General features: G+C 61.9%; 21 protein-coding genes. 10 read left to right on the plus strand and 11 right to left on the minus strand.

Features of this window, described 5'->3' with window-relative positions; genetic code table 11:
- Positions 1-12 precede the first annotated feature (12 nt).
- The 3 genes from dusA (at position 13) to HU737_RS13615 (ending at position 4,287) form a co-directional block, all read left to right on the plus strand.
- Positions 13-990 (plus strand): tRNA dihydrouridine(20/20a) synthase DusA, encoded by a 978-nt coding sequence (gene dusA, locus HU737_RS13605; protein WP_186555075.1) that lies wholly within the window; start codon positions 13-15, stop codon positions 988-990.
- A 305-nt stretch (positions 991-1,295) separates the two neighbouring features.
- Positions 1,296-2,222, plus strand: a complete 927-nt coding sequence (tal, locus tag HU737_RS13610; RefSeq protein ID WP_186555060.1) for a transaldolase — start codon at positions 1,296-1,298, stop codon at positions 2,220-2,222.
- 175 nt (positions 2,223-2,397) lie between these two features.
- On the plus strand, positions 2,398-4,287 hold the full coding sequence (locus HU737_RS13615) for an alkaline phosphatase D family protein (protein WP_186555061.1): 1,890 nt from the start codon (positions 2,398-2,400) through the stop codon (positions 4,285-4,287).
- Between the two features lie 114 nt (positions 4,288-4,401).
- On the opposite strand, the gene rssC is transcribed toward HU737_RS13615, so the two are convergent.
- Entirely contained in the window at positions 4,402-4,884 is a 483-nt protein-coding gene (rssC, locus tag HU737_RS13620) for an anti-sigma factor antagonist RssC (protein ID WP_186555062.1), read from the minus strand.
- Entirely contained in the window at positions 4,881-6,065 is a 1,185-nt protein-coding gene (gene rssB, locus HU737_RS13625) for a two-component system response regulator RssB (protein WP_186555076.1), read from the minus strand. Before rssB ends, rssC begins: the two co-directional genes overlap by 4 nt.
- 269 nt (positions 6,066-6,334) lie before the next feature.
- Between rssB and HU737_RS13630 the strand changes: the two genes are divergently transcribed.
- Entirely contained in the window at positions 6,335-6,634 is a 300-nt protein-coding gene (locus HU737_RS13630; protein ID WP_186555063.1) for a PilZ domain-containing protein, read from the plus strand.
- Between the two features lie 138 nt (positions 6,635-6,772).
- On the opposite strand, the gene HU737_RS13635 is transcribed toward HU737_RS13630, so the two are convergent.
- Entirely contained in the window at positions 6,773-7,480 is a 708-nt protein-coding gene (locus HU737_RS13635; RefSeq protein WP_186556354.1) for an MlaA family lipoprotein, read from the minus strand.
- Positions 7,481-7,671: 191 nt separating this feature from the next.
- Here HU737_RS13635 and pcrP point away from each other — a divergent pair, with 191 nt between their 5' ends.
- Both pcrP and HU737_RS13645 read left to right on the plus strand, forming a co-directional pair.
- Positions 7,672-8,235 (plus strand): HAD superfamily inactivated hydrolase PcrP, encoded by a 564-nt coding sequence (pcrP, locus tag HU737_RS13640; RefSeq protein ID WP_186556353.1) that lies wholly within the window; start codon positions 7,672-7,674, stop codon positions 8,233-8,235.
- A gap of 123 nt (positions 8,236-8,358) precedes the next feature.
- Positions 8,359-8,622: a DUF4404 family protein gene (locus HU737_RS13645; protein WP_186556352.1), complete on the plus strand. Its 264-nt coding sequence runs from the start codon at positions 8,359-8,361 to the stop codon at positions 8,620-8,622.
- Between the two features lie 45 nt (positions 8,623-8,667).
- Here HU737_RS13645 and queF read toward each other — a convergent pair whose 3' ends face one another.
- Positions 8,668-9,498, minus strand: coding sequence for an NADPH-dependent 7-cyano-7-deazaguanine reductase QueF (gene queF / locus HU737_RS13650; RefSeq protein ID WP_186556351.1), 831 nt, complete (start codon positions 9,496-9,498; stop codon positions 8,668-8,670).
- Between the two features lie 68 nt (positions 9,499-9,566).
- Positions 9,567-10,070 (minus strand): cupredoxin domain-containing protein, encoded by a 504-nt coding sequence (locus tag HU737_RS13655; protein ID WP_186556350.1) that lies wholly within the window; start codon positions 10,068-10,070, stop codon positions 9,567-9,569.
- A 177-nt stretch (positions 10,071-10,247) separates the two neighbouring features.
- On the opposite strand from HU737_RS13655, the gene HU737_RS13660 reads away from it, so the two are divergent.
- On the plus strand, positions 10,248-10,928 hold the full coding sequence (locus HU737_RS13660) for a heavy metal response regulator transcription factor (protein WP_186556349.1): 681 nt from the start codon (positions 10,248-10,250) through the stop codon (positions 10,926-10,928).
- Complete coding sequence (locus tag HU737_RS13665; RefSeq protein ID WP_186556348.1) at positions 10,928-12,271, plus strand: heavy metal sensor histidine kinase; 1,344 nt, start codon at positions 10,928-10,930, stop codon at positions 12,269-12,271. Before HU737_RS13660 ends, HU737_RS13665 begins: the two co-directional genes overlap by 1 nt.
- 31 nt (positions 12,272-12,302) lie before the next feature.
- Here HU737_RS13665 and HU737_RS13670 read toward each other — a convergent pair whose 3' ends face one another.
- From HU737_RS13670 to HU737_RS13680, 3 genes are read right to left on the minus strand one after another with little or no spacing between them, the layout of a single operon-like run.
- Positions 12,303-13,547 (minus strand): lipoprotein-releasing ABC transporter permease subunit, encoded by a 1,245-nt coding sequence (locus HU737_RS13670; RefSeq protein WP_186556347.1) that lies wholly within the window; start codon positions 13,545-13,547, stop codon positions 12,303-12,305.
- A gap of 59 nt (positions 13,548-13,606) precedes the next feature.
- On the minus strand, positions 13,607-14,290 hold the full coding sequence (lolD, locus tag HU737_RS13675) for a lipoprotein-releasing ABC transporter ATP-binding protein LolD (protein ID WP_186556346.1): 684 nt from the start codon (positions 14,288-14,290) through the stop codon (positions 13,607-13,609).
- 7 nt (positions 14,291-14,297) lie between these two features.
- Complete coding sequence (locus tag HU737_RS13680) at positions 14,298-15,548, minus strand: lipoprotein-releasing ABC transporter permease subunit (protein ID WP_186556345.1); 1,251 nt, start codon at positions 15,546-15,548, stop codon at positions 14,298-14,300.
- A gap of 93 nt (positions 15,549-15,641) precedes the next feature.
- Here HU737_RS13680 and HU737_RS13685 point away from each other — a divergent pair, with 93 nt between their 5' ends.
- Both HU737_RS13685 and HU737_RS13690 read left to right on the plus strand, forming a co-directional pair.
- Positions 15,642-16,226: a PilZ domain-containing protein gene (locus HU737_RS13685; protein WP_186556344.1), complete on the plus strand. Its 585-nt coding sequence runs from the start codon at positions 15,642-15,644 to the stop codon at positions 16,224-16,226.
- Positions 16,227-16,257: 31 nt separating this feature from the next.
- Positions 16,258-16,980 (plus strand): glycerophosphodiester phosphodiesterase, encoded by a 723-nt coding sequence (locus HU737_RS13690; RefSeq protein WP_186556343.1) that lies wholly within the window; start codon positions 16,258-16,260, stop codon positions 16,978-16,980.
- A gap of 42 nt (positions 16,981-17,022) precedes the next feature.
- On the opposite strand, the gene sthA is transcribed toward HU737_RS13690, so the two are convergent.
- The 3 genes from sthA to HU737_RS13705 all read right to left on the minus strand — a co-directional run bounded on the left by sthA (position 17,023) and on the right by HU737_RS13705 (position 21,337).
- Positions 17,023-18,417 (minus strand): Si-specific NAD(P)(+) transhydrogenase, encoded by a 1,395-nt coding sequence (gene sthA, locus HU737_RS13695; RefSeq protein WP_186556342.1) that lies wholly within the window; start codon positions 18,415-18,417, stop codon positions 17,023-17,025.
- 210 nt (positions 18,418-18,627) lie between these two features.
- The gene (locus HU737_RS13700) at positions 18,628-19,626 is read right to left on the minus strand and encodes an FAD:protein FMN transferase (RefSeq protein WP_186556341.1); all 999 of its coding nucleotides are present in this window, start codon (positions 19,624-19,626) and stop codon (positions 18,628-18,630) included.
- A 247-nt stretch (positions 19,627-19,873) separates the two neighbouring features.
- Positions 19,874-21,337: a glyceraldehyde-3-phosphate dehydrogenase gene (locus HU737_RS13705; RefSeq protein ID WP_186556340.1), complete on the minus strand. Its 1,464-nt coding sequence runs from the start codon at positions 21,335-21,337 to the stop codon at positions 19,874-19,876.
- Positions 21,338-21,360: the final 23 nt, after the last annotated feature.

Here is a 21,360-nt window from a genome sequence, read left to right on the forward strand (position 1 = left end):
ACGCCGCTGACCATGCGCCCTGAGCCCTCCCGCCGCTTCAGCGTTGCACCGATGATGGACTGGACCGACCGCCACTGTCGGTTCTTCCTGCGCCTGCTCTCCAAGCACACCCTGCTCTACACCGAAATGGTCACCACCGGCGCCCTGCTGCACAACGACGCCGACCGTTTCCTGCGCCACGACGTCTCCGAGCACCCGCTGGCCCTGCAACTGGGTGGTAGCGTGCCGGCTGACTTGGCAGCCTGCGCGCGGCTGGCCGAGCAGGCGGGCTACGATGAGGTCAACCTCAATGTCGGCTGCCCCAGCGACCGGGTGCAGAACAACATGATCGGTGCCTGCCTGATGGCCCACCCGGCGCTGGTGGCCGATTGCGTCAAGGCCATGCGTGATGCGGTGGCGACGCCGATTACGGTCAAGCATCGCATCGGTATCAACGGGCGTGACAGCTATGCCGAGCTGTGCGATTTCGTCGGCCAGGTGCGCGAGGCGGGCTGCCGTAGCTTCACCGTGCATGCGCGGATTGCGATTCTTGAGGGCTTGTCGCCCAAGGAGAACCGGGAGATTCCGCCGCTGCGCTATGACGTCGCGGCGCAGTTGAAGGCGGACTTCCCGGATCTGGAAATCGTGCTCAACGGTGGGATCAAGACGCTCGATGAATGCCGCACGCACCTGACGACCTTCGATGGGGTGATGCTGGGGCGCGAGGCGTACCACAATCCGTATGTGCTGGCCGAAGTGGATCAGCAGCTGTTTGGCAGTGACGCGCCGGTGGTTAGCCGCAGTGAGGCGATGGAGCGGCTGCGGCCTTACATCGTTGCACATATCGACAGCGGTGGCGCCATGCACCATGTGACGCGGCATATTCTCGGGCTTGGCCAGGGCTTCCCGGGGGCGCGGCGGTTCCGCCAGTTGCTGTCGGCGGATATTCACAAGACTGACGCGCCGTTGGCGGTGCTGGATCAGGCTGCTGAATTGCTGCAGGGTCGCTGAGCTAGGGTATTGCCAAAGATGAGTGGGGGCTGGGCTGGCCTCTTCGCGGGTCGCGCAACGAGTGCATCAAGCAAGCGGGCGGAACCCTGGGCTGGGTTTTGACTCGAAGCTTCACCTTTCGTATAGCCTGGGGATCTCGGTACGGCCGTCGATCCCGAGGCTGGTACTCAGCCCATCGCGGGGCACGCCCGCTGCTACAGGGTTTTGCGTGAATTCGCGATGGTTGTGCCTGACACTCTGACGGCCCTTGAGCGGCCGTCGGGGGTCGGGTAATGTCGAGTCATTGCACAGGACAGAGCACGCCCATGACCTCCAAGCTGGAACAACTCAAGCAGTTCACCACCGTGGTCGCCGACACCGGGGACCTGGACGCCATCACTCGGCTCAAGCCGGTCGATGCCACCACCAACCCGTCGCTGCTGCTCAAGGCCGCAGCCATCCCTGGCTATGCCGATCTGCTCAAGCAAGTGAAGGCCGATAGCAAGGGCAATGTCGACCTGGCCTGCGACAAGTTCGCCGTAGCCGTGGGCGCGGGGATTCTCAAGGTCATTCCGGGGCGGATCTCGACTGAAGTCGACGCGCGGCTGTCGTTCGATGAGGGTGCGCTGCTGGCCAAGGCCGAGCACTTGATCGAGCTGTACGATGGCGCTGGCATCGGCCGCGATCGCGTGCTGATCAAGCTGGCCTCGACCTGGGAAGGCATTCGCGCCGCCGAGAAGCTGGAGGAGAAAGGCATCCAGACCAACCTGACCTTGCTGTTCTCCTTCGCCCAGGCCCAGGCCTGCGCCGATGCCGGGGTGTTCCTGATCTCGCCGTTCGTAGGGCGGATCTACGACTGGTACAAGAAAAGTACCGGCAAGGAGTACGTCGGTGCCGAGGATCCAGGCGTGCAGTCGGTCACGCGCATCTACGACTACTACAAGACCAATGGTTACAAGACTGTGGTGATGGGCGCGAGCTTCCGCAACATCGGCCAGATCGAGCAACTGGCTGGCTGCGATCGCCTGACCATCAGCCCTGAACTGCTGCAACAGCTGAGCGATGATCAGGGCGAGCTGCCGCGCATCCTCAAGCCAGGCAATCAAGGCGAGGCCAAACAGCAACTGAGCGAGAGCCAGTTCCGTTGGGCGATGAACGAAGATGCAATGGGTACCGAGAAGCTGGCCGAGGGGATTCGCCAGTTCGCCCGGGACCAGGAAAAGCTGGAAGCACTGCTGGCAGAAAAAGCCTGATACAAATCGGGTTTGCCTGACGGGCGCAAAGTGCCGAGCATCTTGCGCCCATTGCTTACAAGTCCGGATGTTGTGTTGAATTTGCTGACCTCTTCGCGGGCAAGCCCGCTCCTACAGGGACTGCGCGTATCCTGCGGGGGCGGGCTTGGCTTGCTGCTACCCATTTGAGCTGTCGATGACACCCTCTGCCGATCTCCTCCCCCCCGTCTTGGCCGGGCCTGTGCTGCGCCGCCTGGAACCCCAGCGCCTGGCCATCTGGCTGGTCGGTTCGCAACCGCTTGATCCGCGCTTTATTCTCGACTGCCCAGGCATCCAGGCGAGCGTTGACTGCCAAGTGATTGCAATGGGTACGCACGCATTCGTACACCTGCTGGATGTCCACTTCGACACCCCGTTGCCGTGCAACGTGGCGATTGAATACGACCTGCAGTTGAGCACCGGTGAAGGCATTGCCGCCTGGGCACCGCACCTGCTGTATCCCGGCGCCAGCCGGCCAAGCGTGGTCTTGCGCGAGCGGATCGAACAGCTGCTCCACGGCTCGTGCCGTAAGCCTCATCATCCGGCTGCCGATGGCCTGCTCTGCGCCGACCGGCTACTGCAAGACTGCGCCAGCCCCGAGCAGCGCCCTGCCCTGCTACTGATGAGCGGCGACCAGATCTATGCCGACGATGTCGCCGGCCCAATGCTGCGCGCCATCCATCGTTTGATCGAGCGCCTAGGCCTGTTCGAGGAAGCGCTGGACGGCGCCTTGGTCGACGACAGCACAGCGCTGTATCGCCATCCAGCTTGCTATTACCACCGCGCCGACCTGCTGCCGGCTCAGGAGAGCAACGAGAGCCTGCGCGAACGCTTCTTCGGCGGCAAGCGCAAGCCGATTTTCTCTTCGAGCAACGCCGACAACCACCTGGTGACCTTCGCTGAGGTGATGGCGATGTATCTGTTGGTCTGGTCGCCGACGCCGTGGGCGCTGGTAGACATGAATATGCCCGAGGGCCTCACCAAACAGCGGCAGGCGCGCTACCACGCAGAGCTGCCGCTGATCGAAGCCTTCGCTGCTGGCCTTGGCCAAGTAGCACGGGTAATGGCGCACCTGCCCTGCCTGATGATCTTCGACGACCACGATATTACCGACGACTGGAACCTTTCGGCGCAATGGGAAGAAACGGCCTACGGCCATCCCTTCTCGCGACGGATCATCGGTAATGCCTTGCTTGGCTACTTGCTCTGCCAGGGTTGGGGCAACGATCCAGATAGCTGCAAAGAACTGGTCCAACACTGCGCGACGCTGGGCGATAACAGTGTTGAGCGGCATCTGAACAAACAGGCTCAGGACGCCCTGATTGGCGAGCTGCTGCGCTTTCAGGGCTGGCAGTACGATCTGCCGAGCAATCCGCCGCTGTTGGTGCTCGACACCCGCACCCGGCGCTGGCGCAGTGAAAGCAGCCTGAAAAAGCCTTCCGGCTTGCTCGACTGGGAGGCGCTGAGTGAACTGCAGCAGTCGCTGCTCGATCACCCGTCGGCGATTATCGTCTCACCGGCGCCGATCTTTGGGGTAAAGCTGATCGAAACCGTGCAGCGGGTATTCAGCTGGTGCGGTTATCCGCTACTGGTGGATGCGGAAAACTGGATGGCCCACCGCGGTGCTGCGCAGGTGATCCTGAATATCTTCCGCCATTCGCGCACACCGGGGCATTACGTGGTGCTGTCGGGGGATGTGCACTATTCGTTCGTCTATGAGGTGATGATCCGCCATCGCCAGCGCAATCCGCACCTGTGGCAGATCACCAGCAGCGGGATCAAGAACGAGTTTCCCAAGCGTTTGCTGGATGTGCTCGACAGGCTTAATCGCTGGCTGTATTCGCCACGCTCGCCGCTCAACTGGTTTACCAAGCGGCGCTTGATGGAAGTGGCGCCGCGCTTGCCGAGCCGCAGTGAGGCTGGCGAGCGCTTGTGGAATAGCGCCGGCCTGGGGCAGGTGTTTTTCAATGCACAGGGGCAACCGGAGCGGGTGTTTCAGTTGAATGCCGATGGCTCGACGGCGAATGAGTTTGTCCGGGATCAGTGAGCCTGGCGGACTGGGCGCTGATTGAGCTGATGCCTTCGCGGGGCAAGCCCGCGCCTACAGGGGCGCGGTGATCACAGGATGTGGATTGCCGCGATCATGTGTGAGCGGCTTTAATCATGAACGCTCCAGCGCGCTCACCAGGTCATGGAACGCTTCACGGTTGGAATCGTTCAGGCCCATGAGAATCTTGTGCGCCTCGAGCACCTTGGACCGCACTACGTCTTCGTTCTGGTCCTGCGATGGCAGGTCGGTCAGGCACTCTGGGCAGGGTACTGGACGATCGACGATGTTGAACACCTGATCGAACCCCATCGACTGCAACAAGCGCGAGATATCCGGGTTGGTGGTGACCACGGTCGGCAACAGGCCGACCTTCTGCCGGGACAGAATGGACAGCTTGGCCAACAGGCCCAGCGTGGTGCTGTCGATACTTTCGGTCTCGGTCAAGTCGATGACGATGGCCGAGAAGTTCAGCGCAGTGAAGATCTTCTCGATCGTCGCATCCAAGGCCGAACACAGGGTCAGGCGCACTTCACCGACGAATTTCAGTACGAAGGTACCGCTCTGCTCGGCGAACTGGATTCTACCGGTACTCATTGAAGGTTCCTGCTCAACACCAATAGGGCGATATCATCCGGCATCTCCCCAAGCGTAGCCAATCCGAAACGTTGGCGCAGCCCATCCAGGCTGCCACCCGCTGCTTTGACGATATCCGGCAAGGCAGCTTCTTTATCTTTGAGCGTGTCCCCCGGCAAAAGGTCCAGTATGCCGTCCGACATCAAGCTGAGGCTGAACTGCTCGGGCAGCTCGATGACCACATCCTGATAGGTCGCCTCTTCGAACAAGCCAACCGGTAGACCGCGGCCCTCAAGGTAGCGGGCCTGACCTGGGGTGTACAGCACCGGCAGCGGCAGGTGGCCACCGACGGCGTAGGTCAGTAGACCCGTATCCTGGTCGATCACGCCACCGACCATGGTCACATGCTTGCCCAGCTTGCAGTTGATCAGCCCACGGTTGATGTGGCTGAGCACTTCCGAGGGTTTGAAATCACGCATCTTGCCGCCGCGCTTGAATTCGAACAGCAGGCGGGTGGTCATGAATTTCAGCAGGACCGTGACAAACGCCGACGAAGCGCCATGGCCGGAGACATCTGCCAGGTAAAACGCAATGCGCCGATCATCCACGCGGAAGTAATCGGAAAAATCACCCGACAGGTACAGCGAAGGGATGATCTGGTGCTCGAAGGCGAAGTCATCCACCACCCACGGGCTCTCGGGCAGCATGTTCATCTGCACCTGGCGCCCGGCGGTCTGGTCTTCCTGCAACAGGTGCAGGCTGGCCTCAAGCTCGCGGTTGGCCGCTTCCAGCTTGTCGCGGTAGCGCTGGTTTTCCAACACCAGGCGTGAGCGATCGAGGGCGCGGCGCACCGAGTGTTCGAGGACGGCGAGGTCTTCGAGCGGCTTGATCAGGTAATCGGCAGCGCCCAGGCGCAAGGCCTCGACGGCGTCGCTCATGACACCGGCACCGGACACCACGATCACCGGCAACTGCGGGGCCAGTTCGCTGATCCGACGGATCAGTTCGAGGCCGCCCATCTGCGGCATGCGCAGATCGCAGATCACGAGATCGGGCTGGTGTTCTTCGAAGACCTGAAGCCCCTGCTGGCCATTGCCGGCCTGAAGGACGCTGAAGCCACTGTCTTCCAGATAGGCGGCGAGGCTCGCACGGACCACGTCGTCGTCATCGATGATCAGCAGCGTTGCACTGGTTTTCTGCATGTGGGCGAACGGCGCCGGATTGGGTTGGCGTAGGATCGTCATAAAAAGCGACGAGCACTACTGGAATACTCTTTGGCTGCTCTACTCTTTGAGTTGTAGGACAAGAACCCTTGTCCGGCAACCAGCAGAGGTGCCCTGTAAGGCGCAGACGGTACTCCCATCCGCCAGGCGTTTCAAGCATGCGAGGGTCGGGTCCAGTGCACTTTACCGGGCAAATTACCGAGAGTTATAAGAAACCCGTAGAACGCAACCCGATGAAAGGATCATGTATGCACCAGACACCCAGTAATCACAGCGAAAAGCGCGATTTCATCCGCATGCGAATCGATGCCCAGGTCAGCCTGCTGCATGCTGGCCAGGTGATTGCTGCGGTATGCGTGGACCTGTCCAGCAGCGGCATGCAGATCAAGGCCCCGCAACGCTACCAGGTGGGCGACCAGATCGAGGTGAGCATCGACTCCGACCACCCGGCGCTAAAGGGCTTGCACGCCAGCACCGAGGTAGTGTGGATCGCCGATCAGCCCGGCGGCCAGCAGAAGTTCGGCCTGCGGATTCTGGCCATGCATTGAGCTGTTAGGAAAAAACTGGGGCCGCTTCGCCGCCCTTCGCGGGCAAGCCCGCTCCCACAGTGTTCGGCGCTGTACTGGTGGGAGCGGGCTTGCCCGCGAAGGGCGGCGAAGCGGCCCCAGTTTCACAAAATACTGAGATCAGAAGTCGTCTTCGACTTCGCCATCCTTGACCTTGAACTCGCGATTCTGCAAGTACGCGTTGCGGATGAACACGTACTTGTCGCCACTGATCAGCTTCTCGGCCGACAGCAGGCTGGCGCGGGTGTCGATGATGTCCACGGGAATGATCGAGTTGCGCGTCGGCACGTGGTCGATGTAACGGTAGGGTTCGGTGTAGGTGTCCGGATACTTGGCCAGGCCATCGCGCACGGTGCTTGGGCCAAGCAGTGGGATCACCACATACGGGCCGCTGGCTACGCCCCAGTAACCCAGGGTCTGGCCGAAGTCTTCGTCGTTGCGCTGCAGGCCCATCTTGGTGCCGACGTCGAAGAAACCGCCCAGGCCAAAGGTGGTGTTGACGATCAACCGCGCGGTATCCACGCCAGCCGCATGCGGCTTGAGCTGCAGGACATTGTTGGCCAGGTTGGTGACATCGCCCAGGTTACGGAAGATGTTGTGAATGCCGTCTTCGAGAAACTGCGGGGTGATCGCCTGGTAACCCTGGGCCAGCGGCTTGAGGGCATAGGTATCAAGGGTGTCGTTGAACCTGAAGATCGGGCGGTTGACCGCCTCCCACGGATCTTCTTCGGTCGCCGCCTGGGTGGCCGCCACGGGCGCCAATAGCAGGCTGGCGCAGACACAGGCGTGGGTGATTCGCTCGATCACTCCGGCACCGATCCTATGCATAGATGTTTCTCCATCGGATTTCACGGTCGCAGGCGCCTTGGCGCGCTGCTTAAGAAGGCGACAGTATAAAGGGTCGCTGGCTGATAAACACCTTTACACATTATTGCTCAACATTTTGTGAACATCTGTTGCGAAGTCATCCCACGGTAACAATCGACGCATAGCCTGCGCAGTATTTCAGGGACGTTACCATGCACGACGCACCCGCCTTCACCGCTGTGCTCTTCGGCTTGCGCAGCTGCCTGGTCCAGCCATCCGAGGGCAACCCCCTCCCGGCCCCCGGAGCCCTGCAAACCCTAGCCGGCTTGCGTCAGCAACACATTCCCTGCATCTGGCTCGATGAACTCAACACCTCGCAAAGCGAGCAATTGGCCAGCGTGCTGCCGCAGTGGCTACCGGGGCAGCTGACCGCCTCCCCCCCTTGGCCTGCGCCCAATGCCTGCTGGCAAGCGCTGATGCAACTGCAAAGCCAGCAGTTGGACGGTTGCGTGGTGGTCAGCGGCGACCCGCGCTTGCTGCAGTGCGGGCTCAACGCTGGGCTGTGGACGGTAGGCCTGGCGGCATGTAGCCCCTCGTGCGATCTTTCCTCGACCCAGTGGCAAGCCATGAACCCGCAAGATCGCGAGCTAGCGCGAGGCAAGGCGACCCTTGAGCTGTTCAGCCTGGGCGTGCACTCGGTGATCGATCATCTGGAAGCACTCGATACCTGCCTGGCGGACATCGCCCAACGTCGGCGCAAGGGCGAAAAACCCTGACACAGGGTGATTGACGCGGATCATGCAAAGCAGCGGCGAGTGGATTACGCTTGAAGACAGGTGAGAACCTTTGCCTAGTTGCCGAGGTCCATGCTTTGCCAAGCCATAGAGGGAGAACACCCAATGCCTGCCCGCGAACTGCAAGAGCGGCTGAACAGCCTGCGCGAGCAACTGGATCGAAATGTGCCGCTCACAGAAGAAGAGTTGGCCGCGCTGTATGAAGAAGCCAGACAGATCGAAGCTCAGTTGAAGCTTGAGGAAGCTACGCCGGACAACAACCTGGCTGATGGTTTCCACCTGGCGGTCGAGCGCTTTGAAGTCGAACACCCGGACCTGACTGCCACCCTGCGCAGTATCGCCAATAGCCTGCACAGCATGGGCATCTAAGCCCGGGTCAACAATGTACGGGGCCGCCAAGCGGCCCCCGCACTGTCACTGACGAACCAGTCGCAGATTGTTCGGACTGATCGCCCCAGTACTGCGATACGGGTTGATATCCAAGCCCCCCCGGCGCACATAGCGCGCATACACGGTCAGATACTCAGGCTTGAGCAAGCGCTTAAGGTCCAGATAGATCCGCTCCACACACTGCTCATGGAAGTCTGCATGTTGGCGGAAGCTGACCAGGTAGGTCAGCAGACTGGCATGATCCAGCGCAAGGCCCTTGTACTCCACCACCACGCTACCCCAGTCAGGCTGGCCAGTGACCGGGCAGTTGGATTTGAGCAGATGGCTGTGAACCGCCTCCTCCACCACCCGCTGCGGATCGCACTGCAACAACTTTGGTTGTGGCTGCTCGTAGTTGCTGATCGCCACATCCAGCCCATCGATGCACTGCCCCGGCAGCGCCACCACGCCCTCACCTTCAACCTCAGCCAGGGTGCGCACGCGCACCGCTACCGGCTTGCCAGCCGCCGCTGACAGGTCCTTCTCAAGGCACGCCTGCAGCTCATCGGTAGAGGCGAAAACCGTCTGGTTCAGCGAGTTGAGGTACAACTTGAACGACTTGGACTCGATGATATTCGGTGAATCTGCCGGTATGGCGAACTCGCCGATGGCCACCACTGGCTTGCCCGAAGGCAACAGCCAGGACAGCTCGAAGCAGTTCCAGTAATCGACGCCCTGCCATGGCAGGGCATCGCCACTGACCCCAAGCTCGGCCCACTTGGCCAGGCGTGGGATGGGGAACAGCAGCGATGGGGTGTAGGTAGAGATGTATTCGCTGGACTTGCCCAGCGGAGAGTGTTCGGCTGCGGGGTGCATGGAATCTGACCTGAAAGTTCGAAACTGCCCCTAGTCTACCGGTTTTGCACCCCGCCTTGGGCAGCAAGTCACTCGATGGTCAACGGCCCGACCATGCCAGCCTGGTAGTGACCGGGCACGTTGCAGGCGAATTCGATCGCTGCCGAGGTGCGGAAGGTCCAGGTCAACTCGCCGCGCTGACCCGGCTGCAGCAGTACCGTATTGCCGCCCGCATGGCCGTGCTCGCCATGGGCCATTTGGTTGTGGTCCATGCCCTCGTGATTCATCCCGGCGGTGAACAGCTTGCCCTGCATGGCGATCATCTGTTTCTGGTGCTCGACGTGCATGGCCTTGTCGCCCAGGTTGAACTCGTGGGGCAATTGGCCTTGGTTGATGAGGACGAAGCGCACCGTTTCACCGGCTTTTACCTGCAGGCTTTTCGGTTCGAAGGAAATGTCCTTGAGCACGACCTCGACGGTGCGCGTGGCCTTGGCTGCCGTGGCTGGCTCGCCAAAGGCGAAGCCGTGGCTGCTATCAGCCAGCACAGGCAGGCTGAACAGCGCGAGAGCGACGGCAATGAACGGGTGTTTCATATCTACTCCGGGGGTTACAGCGATGATGAGGCGACTTTATGGGGCAATGACTGGCAGCTAGCTGACGGGAAGATTACAACTTTGTCAGCTTGGGCGAAGGGCAAAACCATCACGTATCATTTCCGCACGCCAGCGCATCCAACCGGGCGATGGGCTTCAACTTGAGAAGGACCGTGCATGAAACTGCTGATCGTCGAGGACCAGGCCAAGACCGGCCATTACCTGCGCCAGGGCCTGAGCGAAGCAGGCTTCGCCACCGAGCTTGCCGCCGATGGCGAAACCGGCCTGCACCTGGCGCTGACCGGCGATCACGCGCTGTTGATCCTCGATGTGATGCTACCTGGCCGTGACGGCTGGCAGATCCTTCAGGCCGTACGTCAGGCGGGCCTAGAGACGCCAGTGCTGTTTCTGACCGCGCGCGATGCCGTGGAAGATCGGGTGCACGGCCTGGAACTCGGCGCGGACGATTACCTGGTCAAGCCGTTTGCCTTCTCCGAGCTGTTAGCGCGCGTGCGCAGCCTGTTACGACGCGGTGCCAGCCCCAGTTTGGACACCACGCTGACCCTCGCCGACCTGCGTCTGGACCTGATTCGTCGCCGCGCCGAGCGCGCCGGCCAGCGCATCGACCTTACCGCCAAGGAGTTCGCCCTGCTCGAACTGCTGTTGCGTCGCCAAGGCGAGGTACTGCCCAAGTCATTGATCGCTTCCCAAGTCTGGGACATGAATTTCGACAGCGACACCAATGTCATCGAAGTCGCCATCCGCCGCTTGCGCCTGAAGATCGATGATGCCCATCGCAACAAGCTGATCCACACCGTGCGCGGCATGGGCTACGTACTTGAGGAGCGCCAGGACTGATGCGCCGATTGTCGCTGGGCAGCCGTCTGGCCCTGCTGTTCGCCGCCTGTACCGCGGCAGTGTCATTGACTGCCGGGCTGTTGTTCAGCCATGCCAGCAAACACCACTTCGTCGAACTCGACCAACAACTGCTCGGCGCCCGTCTGTCGCAGCTGCGCAGCCAACTGGCTGGGGTCGACTCGGCGGACAAACTGGCCGCCAGACTGCCAGCGCTGCGCGGTGAGCTCAGCCACCAGGCCGATCTCGCGCTGCGTATTCGTGGCGCCGAAGGCGAGCTGTGGTTCCAGAGTCGCCCTGGGCTGCCAGAGGATGCTGTACAACCTGGCCTAGCCACCTTGCGTGCCGACAGCGTCGATTACCGCAGCCTGTCCGTGCCGCTCGATGAGCACGCTGAGCACGCCGCGCAACTAACCCTGTTCCTCGACATCACCCACCACCAACATTTCTTGCAGGGCATGCAGCGACTGATCTGGCTCACCGTCGGCCTGTCGGCACTGGCCACCGCCCTGCTCGGCGCCTGGGCTGCGCGGCGCGGGCTACGACCGTTAAGGCAGATCGGCGAAGTGGCGGCGAGCGTCAGTGCCCACTCCCTGACCACGCGCCTGCCGGTGGCGCAGATGCCCGAAGAGTTGGCGCAGCTGGCCAGCACGGTGAACGCCATGCTGCAGCGGCTGGATGACGCCTTCCAGCGGCTCTCGGCATTTTCTGCCGATATTGCCCATGAGCTGCGCACGCCGCTGTCCAACCTGCTGACCCACACCCAAGTCACCCTGACCCGTCCACGCAGCCTGGAAGAGTATCGCGAAGCGCTGCATGGCAACCTCGAAGAGCTGCAGTGGATGGCCCAACTGGTCAACGACATGCTCTACCTGGCCAAGGCTGACCATGGCTTGTTGATGCCCAACCGCCAGCCGCTGGAGTTGGCTGCGGAGGTCGATGCCCTGCTCGACTACTACGCTGCGCTGGCCGAGGAAAGCGACGTGAAACTGCTACGCGAGGGCGCGGCGACGATCGAGGGCGATCGGCACATGCTGCGGCGGGCGCTTTCCAACCTGCTGGACAATGCGCTGCGCTTCACCCCTCAAGGTGGCACGATCAAGGTGAGCTTGACGGCGGGGTTGAGTATCACGGTGGCCAACACCGGGCCTGCGATTGAGGCGGGAGCGTTGCAGCGCTTGTTTGATCGTTTCTACCGGGCTGATCCTGCGCGACGAGAAGGCAGCAGCGAGCATGCGGGCTTGGGACTGGCAATTACCCGGTCGATTGTCCAGGCGCATGGCGGGGGGATTCGGGCAGAATGTGAAGGTGGCTGGACGCGGTTTGTGATCAACCTACCGGGATGACCGGGGCCGCGGTAAAGCGGCCCCCAACCCATCACTCGTAACGCAGCGCCATGGCCGGCTCGATCTGCGAAGCGCGGTACGCCGGATAGATAGTCGCCAGGAAGCTCATCACCAACCCTGCCGTGCAGATAATCGCCACATCCGCCCATTGCAGCTGCGAAGGCAGGCTGCTGATGAAGTACACATCGGATGTGAAGATATGCTGGCCACTGACCCGCTCCAGCCAGCCAACGATCTGGCTGACGTTTAGGGCGGCAATCACCCCAAGCACGCCACCGATCAAGGTGCCGACAATACCGATCAAGCTGCCCTGGACCATGAACGTCCCCATGATTTGCGCAGGCGTGGCGCCGATGGTGCGCAAGATGGCGATGTCCGAACCCTTGTCGTTCACCACCATCACCAAGGTGGCGATGATGTTGAACGCCGCCACCGCGATGATCATCATCAGCAGCAAGCCGATCATGGTCTTTTCCATCTTCATGGCGCTGAACAGGCTGCCTTGGGTGTGCGACCAGTCATCAGCGTGATAGGCCGCCCCCAGCTGCGCAGCAATTGCCTTGGACACCTGCGGCGCGGCATACAAGTCATGCAACTTGAGCCGCACGCCCTGCACGCTGCCCGGTGCCCAACGCTGCATCTCGCCGGCATCGGCGACGTTGATGTAGGCCTGCGAGCCATCCAGTTCGGCGCCAACCTTGAAGATGCCAACCACGGTCAGGCGCTGCATGCGCGGGGTGATACCGCCCGGCGCCTTGCTGATCTCAGGAACGATCAGGGTGAGTTTGTCTCCGGTATTGAGGCGGAAACGTCGCGCCGTCAGCTCGCCGATGACCACGCCGTATTCACCCGGCACCAGGTCTTGCAGGCTGCCTTGGACGATGTGCTGACCCACGATGGAAACCTTGCCCTCTTCGGCCGGGTCGATACCGCCCACCTGAATCGGCTGCATCGCGCCCTTGTAGGACAGCATGCCTTCCATTTCGGTAATCGGCGCCGCGGCGATCACTGCCGGGTTCTTCAGCGCGGCATCGGCGACTTTTTGCCAATCATCCAGCGGTTGCACGCCAAGGATGCTGGCATGCGGCACCAAGCCGAGAATGCGCGAGCTCATCTCACGCTGGAAGCCGTTCATCACCGACAGCACCACGATCATCGCCAGCACGCCCAGGGACAGGCCGATCATCGAGGTCATGGAGATGAACGAGATGAAGTGATTGCGGCGCTTGGCACGGGTGTAGCGAGCACCGATGAACAAGGGCAAGGGTCTGAACATGTACGAGAACACCCAAGAAAAAAGTTGCGGGGCGGTTTATCCCGCCCCGGGCAAGCGACTCAGATCGCCACCAGGTGGCCGTCTTCGAGCTTCAATACGCGGTCCATCTGACGCGCCAGGTTGAGGTCGTGGGTGACCACCAGGAAAGCGGTTTGCGAAGCGCTGGAAAGCTCTTGCATCAGCTCCTGAATACCCTGGGCGGTGTGGTGGTCGAGGTTGCCGGTCGGCTCATCGAGCATCACCAGGCCTGGGCGATTGACCAGCGCCCGGGCAATCGCCACGCGCTGACGCTCACCACCGGACAGTTCAGCCGGCTTGTGGCTCAGGCGATGGCTCAAGCCCACGCGCTTGAGCAGCGCTTCAGCCCGCTCGCGCGCCTCCGGGATCGGCGTGCGACCGATCAGCAGCGGCATGCAGACGTTTTCCAGAGCGGTGAACTCGGCCAGCAGGTGGTGGAACTGGTAGACGAAGCCCAGCGCGCGGTTGCGCAGCAGGCCGCGGGCGCGCTCACCGAGCGCCGACAACTCCTCGCCGGCCAACCAAACGCTGCCCTGGCTTGGGGTATCAAGACCGCCGAGCAGGTTGAGCAAGGTACTCTTGCCCGAACCTGAGCTACCGACGATGGCCACACGCTCGCCGGGGTGCAGCTCCAGCTGCAGATTGGCCAGCACCTGCACCGACTCCGGGCCCTCGTCGTAGGACTTGCCCAGGTTGCGGCAACTCAGAACGGCTTTATCACTCATGCGCGACTCACTCATAACGTAGCGCCTCTGCAGGCTGGGTGCGGGCCGCACGCCAGGCCGGGTACAGGGTGGCGAAGAAACTCAGGACCAATGCCGCGCCACAGACCTGCCAGACGTCCTGGGCCATGATCTGCGACGGCAGGTAATCGATGAAGTACACATCGGCGTTGAGGAACTTGTGCCCGATCAACGTCTCCAGGCCGGCGATCGCGGCGCTGACATTGAGTGCGGCGATGATGCCGACGACGGCGCCGATCAAGGTCCCGACCACGCCGATGACCGTACCCTGGACCATGAAGATGGCCATGATCTGCCCGGGCGTGGCGCCGAGCGTACGCAAGATGGCGATGTCGCCTTTCTTGTCGTTGACCACCATCACCAGGGTAGAAATGATGTTGAACGCCGCCACCGCGACGATCAGCAACAGCAGCAGGCCGATCATGGCCTTCTCCATGCGAATCGCCTGGTACAGGTTGCCGTGGCTGCGGGTCCAGTCGCGGGCGTAGAACTCCTGGTCGCCCAGGCGCTGAGCGATATCCCAGGCAACCCGTGGAGCCTGGAACAGGTCGTCGAACTTCAGCCGCACACCCTGGACCTGATCGGGCTTCCAGCGGTGCAGGCGGGACAGATCGGCAATATTGGTCAGCCCCATATAACCGTCGATCTCGCCAGCGCCGACGTGGAAGGTGCCCACCACGGTAAAGCGCTTCATGCGCGGGAACATGCCGGCCGGCGTCACGCTGACCTCGGGGGCGACGAAGGTCAGCTTGTCGCCGATGGCAACGCCCAGTTTGGCGGCGGCCTTGTCGCCGATCATGATGCCCCACTCGCCCGGCGCCAGCTTGTCCAGGCTCCCTTCGCGAATGAAGTTGTCGATGATCGACACCTCCCGCTCACGGGCCGGATCGATGCCATTGAGCAGCACCTTGGAGACTTTGCCGTCGTGGGTCAGCAGGCCCTGCATCTGGGTGAAGGGCGCCACCGCCAGCACTTGCGGATTCTGCTTTACTTGTTGAGCAAGGGCCGGCCAATCATTGATCGGTTGGCCGCTCTCAAGTGTGGCGTGAGGGATCATGCCAAGCACGCGGGTACGCATCTCGTGATCGAAACCGTTCATGACCGAGAGCACTACGATCATCACCACCACGCCCAGGGCGAGGCCGATCATCGAGGTCAGGGAAATGAACGAGACGAAGTGATTGCGACGCTTGGCACGGGTATAACGCGTACCGATGAATGCGAATAGAGGTCTGAACATGTCGGGGCTTGTTCGGATGAAAGGGAACGTCCTTGTGGCGGGGCGCCTACGGCGGCTTTACACTCGGACCACCGCCGTAACCTTGGGTTCGCCATGACGACATTAGACGATGAAGATCGCCGCGAATACTACCGCATCGAAGACAGGATCGCACTGGAAATCAGCCCCTTGAGCGCGGCTGAGGCCCTTGAGCCAGAACTGTTGCAGGATGATTCGCCGCTATTCAACCTGCTCAGCGAACTGCACCTGTCGGACTTCGAATCCCAGCACCTGCTACGCCAGTTGAGTGACAAAGACCGCACCCTCGCCGCGTTTCTGCGCGCCCAGAACAAACGCCTCGATCTGCTCAGCGCCGTGGTCGCCCAAACCCTGCTGGGCGAAATCGGCCAACCGCACCGGGTGATTCTGTCCGAAGGCGGCATCGAGTTCGCCCAGGCCCAGCAGATCGACCCAGGCACTCGGGTCAAAGTGAAAATGGTGCTGATGCCCCGCGCCCATGGCCTGCTGCTGCGCGGCAGGGTCACCCACTGCGACCTGCGCCCGGATGGCGATTACGAGGTCGGCACCGAATTCATCGACATGACCGATGCCCAGCGCCAACTGCTCGCCCGCTACATCTTGCAGCGCCAGCAACAGCAACGACGCCAGGCGCTGGAACAGAACGATCCCGCCCCCTGAGCCCTGCTCTTTTTGATTTGAAGGAACGAACGTGACCCTGATCTACGGCCATCGCGGCGCCAAGGGCGAAGCGCCCGAAAATACCCTGACCAGCTTTCGCAAGTGCTTGTCGCACGGCGTCAACCGCTGCGAGCTGGACCTGCATCTGTCGGCCGACAACCAGCTGATGGTGATCCACGACCCGACCCTCAAGCGCACCACCGGCCGGCGCGGCAAGGTGGTCGAGCACATCGCCGCCGACCTTGCCACCTACGACGCTCGCAAGGGCGGCCCAGGCCATGTCCAACCGTGCCCGATTCCTCGTCTTGAGGAGCTGTTCGAGAAGTGTGATTTCGAGCATTGGCAGCTGGAGGTCAAGAGCGCCTCGCGCACCCGCGCCGCCAGCACTGTGCTGGCGATCCGCGAACTGGCCCAGCAATACGGCCTGCTGGACAAGATCACCATCACCTCGAGCTCGCGCGAAGTGCTCGGCGCCGCCCTGGAGCTGGTCCCGGACGTGTCGCGTGGGTTGGTCGCCGAATATGCCTGGCTCGACCCGCTGAAGGTCGCGCAGAACTACAACTGCCAGATGCTGGCTCTGAACTGGACGCTATGCACCCCAGAGCGCCTGATCAAGGCCCAGCGCCAGGGGTTGCACGTGTCGGTGTGGACGGTCAACGAGCCGGCACTGATGCGCCGACTCGCCGACTTTGGCGCTGATAGCCTGATTACAGACTTTCCCGGTTTGGCCAAGACCACCCTTGGGAAGGACTGAACCCGCACTCCCCGACCGGCTCAGGCCACCGGCCGGAGCCGCTCAAAAAAGCCGGTTCAGGCCGTCGTAGGCCGCTACCCGATAGGCTTCGGCCATGGTCGGGTAGTTGAAGGTGGTGTTGACGAAGTACTTCAGGGTGTTGCGCTCACCCGGCTGATCCATGATCGCCTGGCCGATGTGGACGATCTCCGAAGCCTGGTAGCCGAAGCAGTGCACGCCGAGGATCTGCAACGTCTCGCGGTGGAACAGGATCTTCAACATGCCTTGCGGCTCGCCGGCGATCTGCGCGCGGGCCATGCTCTTGAAGAACGCCTTGCCGACTTCATAAGGCACTTTGGCCTGGGTCAGCTCCTGCTCGTTCTTGCCGATCGAGCTGATCTCCGGAATGGTGTAGATGCCAGTCGGCACATCGTTGACGAAGCGCCAGCTGCCGTTGTCGACAATGCTGCCGGCCGCCGAACGACCCTGGTCGTGGGCAGCGCTGGCCAGGCTCGGCCAGCCGATCACGTCACCCGCGCCATAGATGTTCGGCACGGTGGTGCGGTAAGCCTCGTCGACCTCGATCTGGCCACGGCTGTTGACCTTGATGCCGATGTTTTCCAGGCCCAGCTTGTCGGTGTTGCCGGTGCGGCCGTTGCACCAGAGCAAGGCGTCAGCCTTGATCTTCTTGCCCGACTTCAGGTGCAGGATCACCCCATTGTCCAGGCCTTCAACCCGCTCGTACTCCTCGTTATGGCGCACGGTGATGTTGTTGTTACTGAAGTGGTAGCTCAGCGCCTGGGAGATTTCCGAATCGAGGAAGCTCAGCAGCTGGCCGCGGTTGTCGACCAACTCGACCAGTACGCCCAGGCCGCTGAAGATCGAGGCGTATTCGCAACCGATCACGCCAGCGCCATAGACGATCAGCTTGCGCGGGGTGTGGCTCAGGCTGAGGATGGTGTCGCTGTCGTAGACCCGTGGGTGATGGAAGTCGATATCGGCCGGGCGATAGGGGCGCGAACCGGTGGCGATGATGATGTGCTTGGCGACCAGTTTCTCGACCACGCCATTGGGGCAGACCACTTCGACGGTCTGCTCGTCGGCGAAGCTGCCGGTGCCGAAGAACACATCGACACGGTTGCGCGCGTAGTAGCCGGTGCGCGAGGCGACTTGCTTGGAGATGACCTTCTCGGCGCTCTTGAGCACGTCCGGGAAGGAGAACCAGCGCGGCTCACCGATGGCACGGAACATCGGGTTGGTGTTGAACTGCATGATCTGCCGCACCGAGTGACGCAGTGCCTTGGACGGGATGGTGCCCAGGTGGGTGCAGTTGCCGCCGACTTGGCGACGGCTATCGACCATCGCCACCTTGCGCCCTGCTTTGGCGGCGTTCATTGCCGCACCTTCTCCGGCCGGGCCGGAACCCAGCACCACTACGTCGTAGTTGTAGACAGCCATGCGTACTCCTTCAGAACTCGCCCGCCGGCCACGGTAGCCGCGGGACTCGATCATGTCGCCGGGGCGCCATGAGAAAATTCGGGTGCAGTCTAATCAAGCGTGAACGCCGCGCACATTAACCCTTGGTCGCGTCGTAGGCCATTTTTGCCTGCACTACATTGTCGTTATCGTTCACCGATTCCCTGGCGCCGATCATCCCTGCCTACGCTTTCACTCGCCTTTCACTGCCCGCTCGAAGCTGGGCGTAGCCTGAGAGACGAAGCCACCCTCGACCCGGGTCACCAGAATCGCGGCGATGTCATGGGCGACGGCGTAATCCCAGCCACGCTCCGGCCCCATGATCAACAACAAGGTCGAATAGCCGTCGGCTTGCAGCGCCGAGGCATCGAGCACGGTCACCGAAGCCAGTTCATGTTCGACCGGCCGCCCCAGGCGCGCGTCGAAGGTGTGTGAATAGCGCCGGCCATTCTCCTCGAAATAGTTGCGATAGTCACCCGAGGTCGACACGGCCAGGCCATTGACGCTGATCACCTGGCGGGCGATCTGGCGGTCTGCGCGCGGCAGCTCCAGGGCGATGCGCCAGGGCCTGCCATCGGGCTTGCGCCCTACTGCCTTGAGCTCCCCAGTAGCTTCAGCGAGGAAGTTGGCGATGCCCATAGCAGCCAAGCGCTGGGCGATCAGGTCGACGGCATGGCCGGCGGCGATGCTGTTGAAGTCGAGTTCTACTGCGCCCTCCTTGCACAGCATGCCCGGTTCGCGGCGCAGGTGCTGGTAGCCGACGCGCTGGCGGGCCTGGGCCAAAGCGTGCGGATCAGGAACCCGCTCATGACGGGCTTGGGGGCCAAAGCCCCACAGGTCGAGCAAGGGTTCGACCGTGAGATCGAAGGCGCCAGCGCTCTGCTCGGCCAGGTGTTGGCCGAAGTCGACCAATTCAAGCAGGTCGGCGGGCATGGCCAGGCACTGATTGGCGGAGAGCTGATTGAACTGACTGACGGTGGAATCGCTGCGGTAGGTGGAGTAGTGCTGGTCGATGTCGTGCAGGATCGCTTCGACGGCTTGGCGGACCTGCTCGGGGGGCGGGCCATCGGCTTCACGCACGTACTGGATGCTGTAGCTGCTGCCCATGGTCGGTCCGCTGAGGCGCTCCAGGGTTGAGCGCTGGTCGCAGGCGCCAAGCAGTAGCAGGGTGAGCAGGAGCGTTGCGCGCATTCATTGAGTCTCGGTTGTCTGGGCCGGCGCTATCGCGGGGCAAGCCCGCTCCCACGTATAACAACGCAAGCTGCGTGGGCGCTTAGGCTACGTGGGAGACTAGGCTACGTGGGAAACTAGGCTGCGCGGGAGCGTGCTGCGTGGGAGCGGGCTTGCCCCGCGATAGCGCCAGCACAGACACCACAATAGGCTGGACAAAAAAACGGGAACCCGAAGGTTCCCGTTTTTTCATTGCCTTACAAGCGAATCAGCGTGGAAACGCTGGCGGGTTCACACCGGCCATGTCTTCCATCACACGAACCACCTGGCAGCTGTAACCGAATTCGTTGTCGTACCAGACGTACAGAACAACGCGGTTGTCATTGCAGATGGTCGCTTCAGCGTCCACTACACCGGCGTGGCGCGAGCCTACGAAGTCAGTGGAAACCACTTCCTGCGAGCTGACGTAGTCGATCTGCTTGTGCAGCTCGGAGTGCATCGCGGTCTGGCGCAGGTACTCGTTGATCTCTTCGCGGCTGGTGCCCTTCTCGAGATTCAGGTTGAGGATGGCCATCGACACGTTAGGCGTCGGAACGCGGATCGCGTTACCGGTCAGCTTGCCCTTGAGCACTGGCAGCGCCTTGGCAGCAGCAGTGGCAGCACCGGTCTCGGTGATAACCATGTTCAGCGGCGCGGCGCGGCCACGACGGCTGCCCTTGTGGAAGTTGTCGATCAGGTTCTGGTCGTTGGTGAACGAGTGAACGGTTTCGACGTGACCATTGACGATGCCGTACTGGTCGTTGATCGCCTTGAGCACCGGCACGATGGCGTTGGTGGTGCAGGAGGCGGCGGAGATGATCTTGTCATCTGCGCTGATGTCGCCATGGTTGATGCCATGCACGATGTTCTTCAGCGCGCCTTTGCCAGGAGCGGTGAGGATCACGCGGGCAGCGCCCGGGCAAGCCAGGTGCTGGCCGAGGCCGTCAGCGTCACGCCATACGCCGGTGTTGTCGACGATCAGGGCGTTTTCGATGCCGTACTGGGTGTAGTCGACTTCGCTTGGGTTCTTCGCGTAGATAACCTGGATCAGGTTGCCGTTGGCGGTGATGGTGTTGTTGGCTTCGTCGATGGTGATGGTGCCATCGAACGGGCCGTGCACCGAGTCACGACGCAGCAGGCTGGCACGCTTGACCAGGTCGTTCTCGGCGCCTTTGCGCACGACGATGGCGCGCAGACGCAGGCCGTCGCCACCACCGGTTTTTTCGATCAGGATGCGCGCCAGCAGGCGGCCGATGCGACCGAAGCCGTACAGGACAACGTCGGTGCCTTTGCGCGCCGAGGCGTTCTGTTGGCCAACCACGTCAGCCAGCTCTTCGCGCACGAACTGCTCGGCGCTGCGGCCATTGCCTTCGAGCTTGAACTTGTTGGCCAGCTTGCCCAGGTCGACCGAAGCGGCGCCCAGTTTCAGCTCGCTCATCGCTTTGAGCAGCGGGAATGTCTCGTGGACGGACAGCTCGGTCTCGTCGCTCTGACGGTGACGCGCAAAGCGGTGGGCTTTGAGGATCGAGATAACCGAACGGTTGATCAGGCTGCGGCCATAGATCGAGCTCACCACGTTGTTATTGCGGTAGAGCTGACCGATAAGCGGGATCATCGCTTCAGCAAGCGCTTCACGATCGATCCACTCACCAAGACACTGGTCGGGCTTCTGAGTCACGGGAACCTTCCACATGTAGGGGGAGAAAAAAGGGGCTA

Source organism: Pseudomonas urmiensis, assembly GCF_014268815.2.
Lineage (GTDB): Bacteria > Pseudomonadota > Gammaproteobacteria > Pseudomonadales > Pseudomonadaceae > Aquipseudomonas > Aquipseudomonas urmiensis.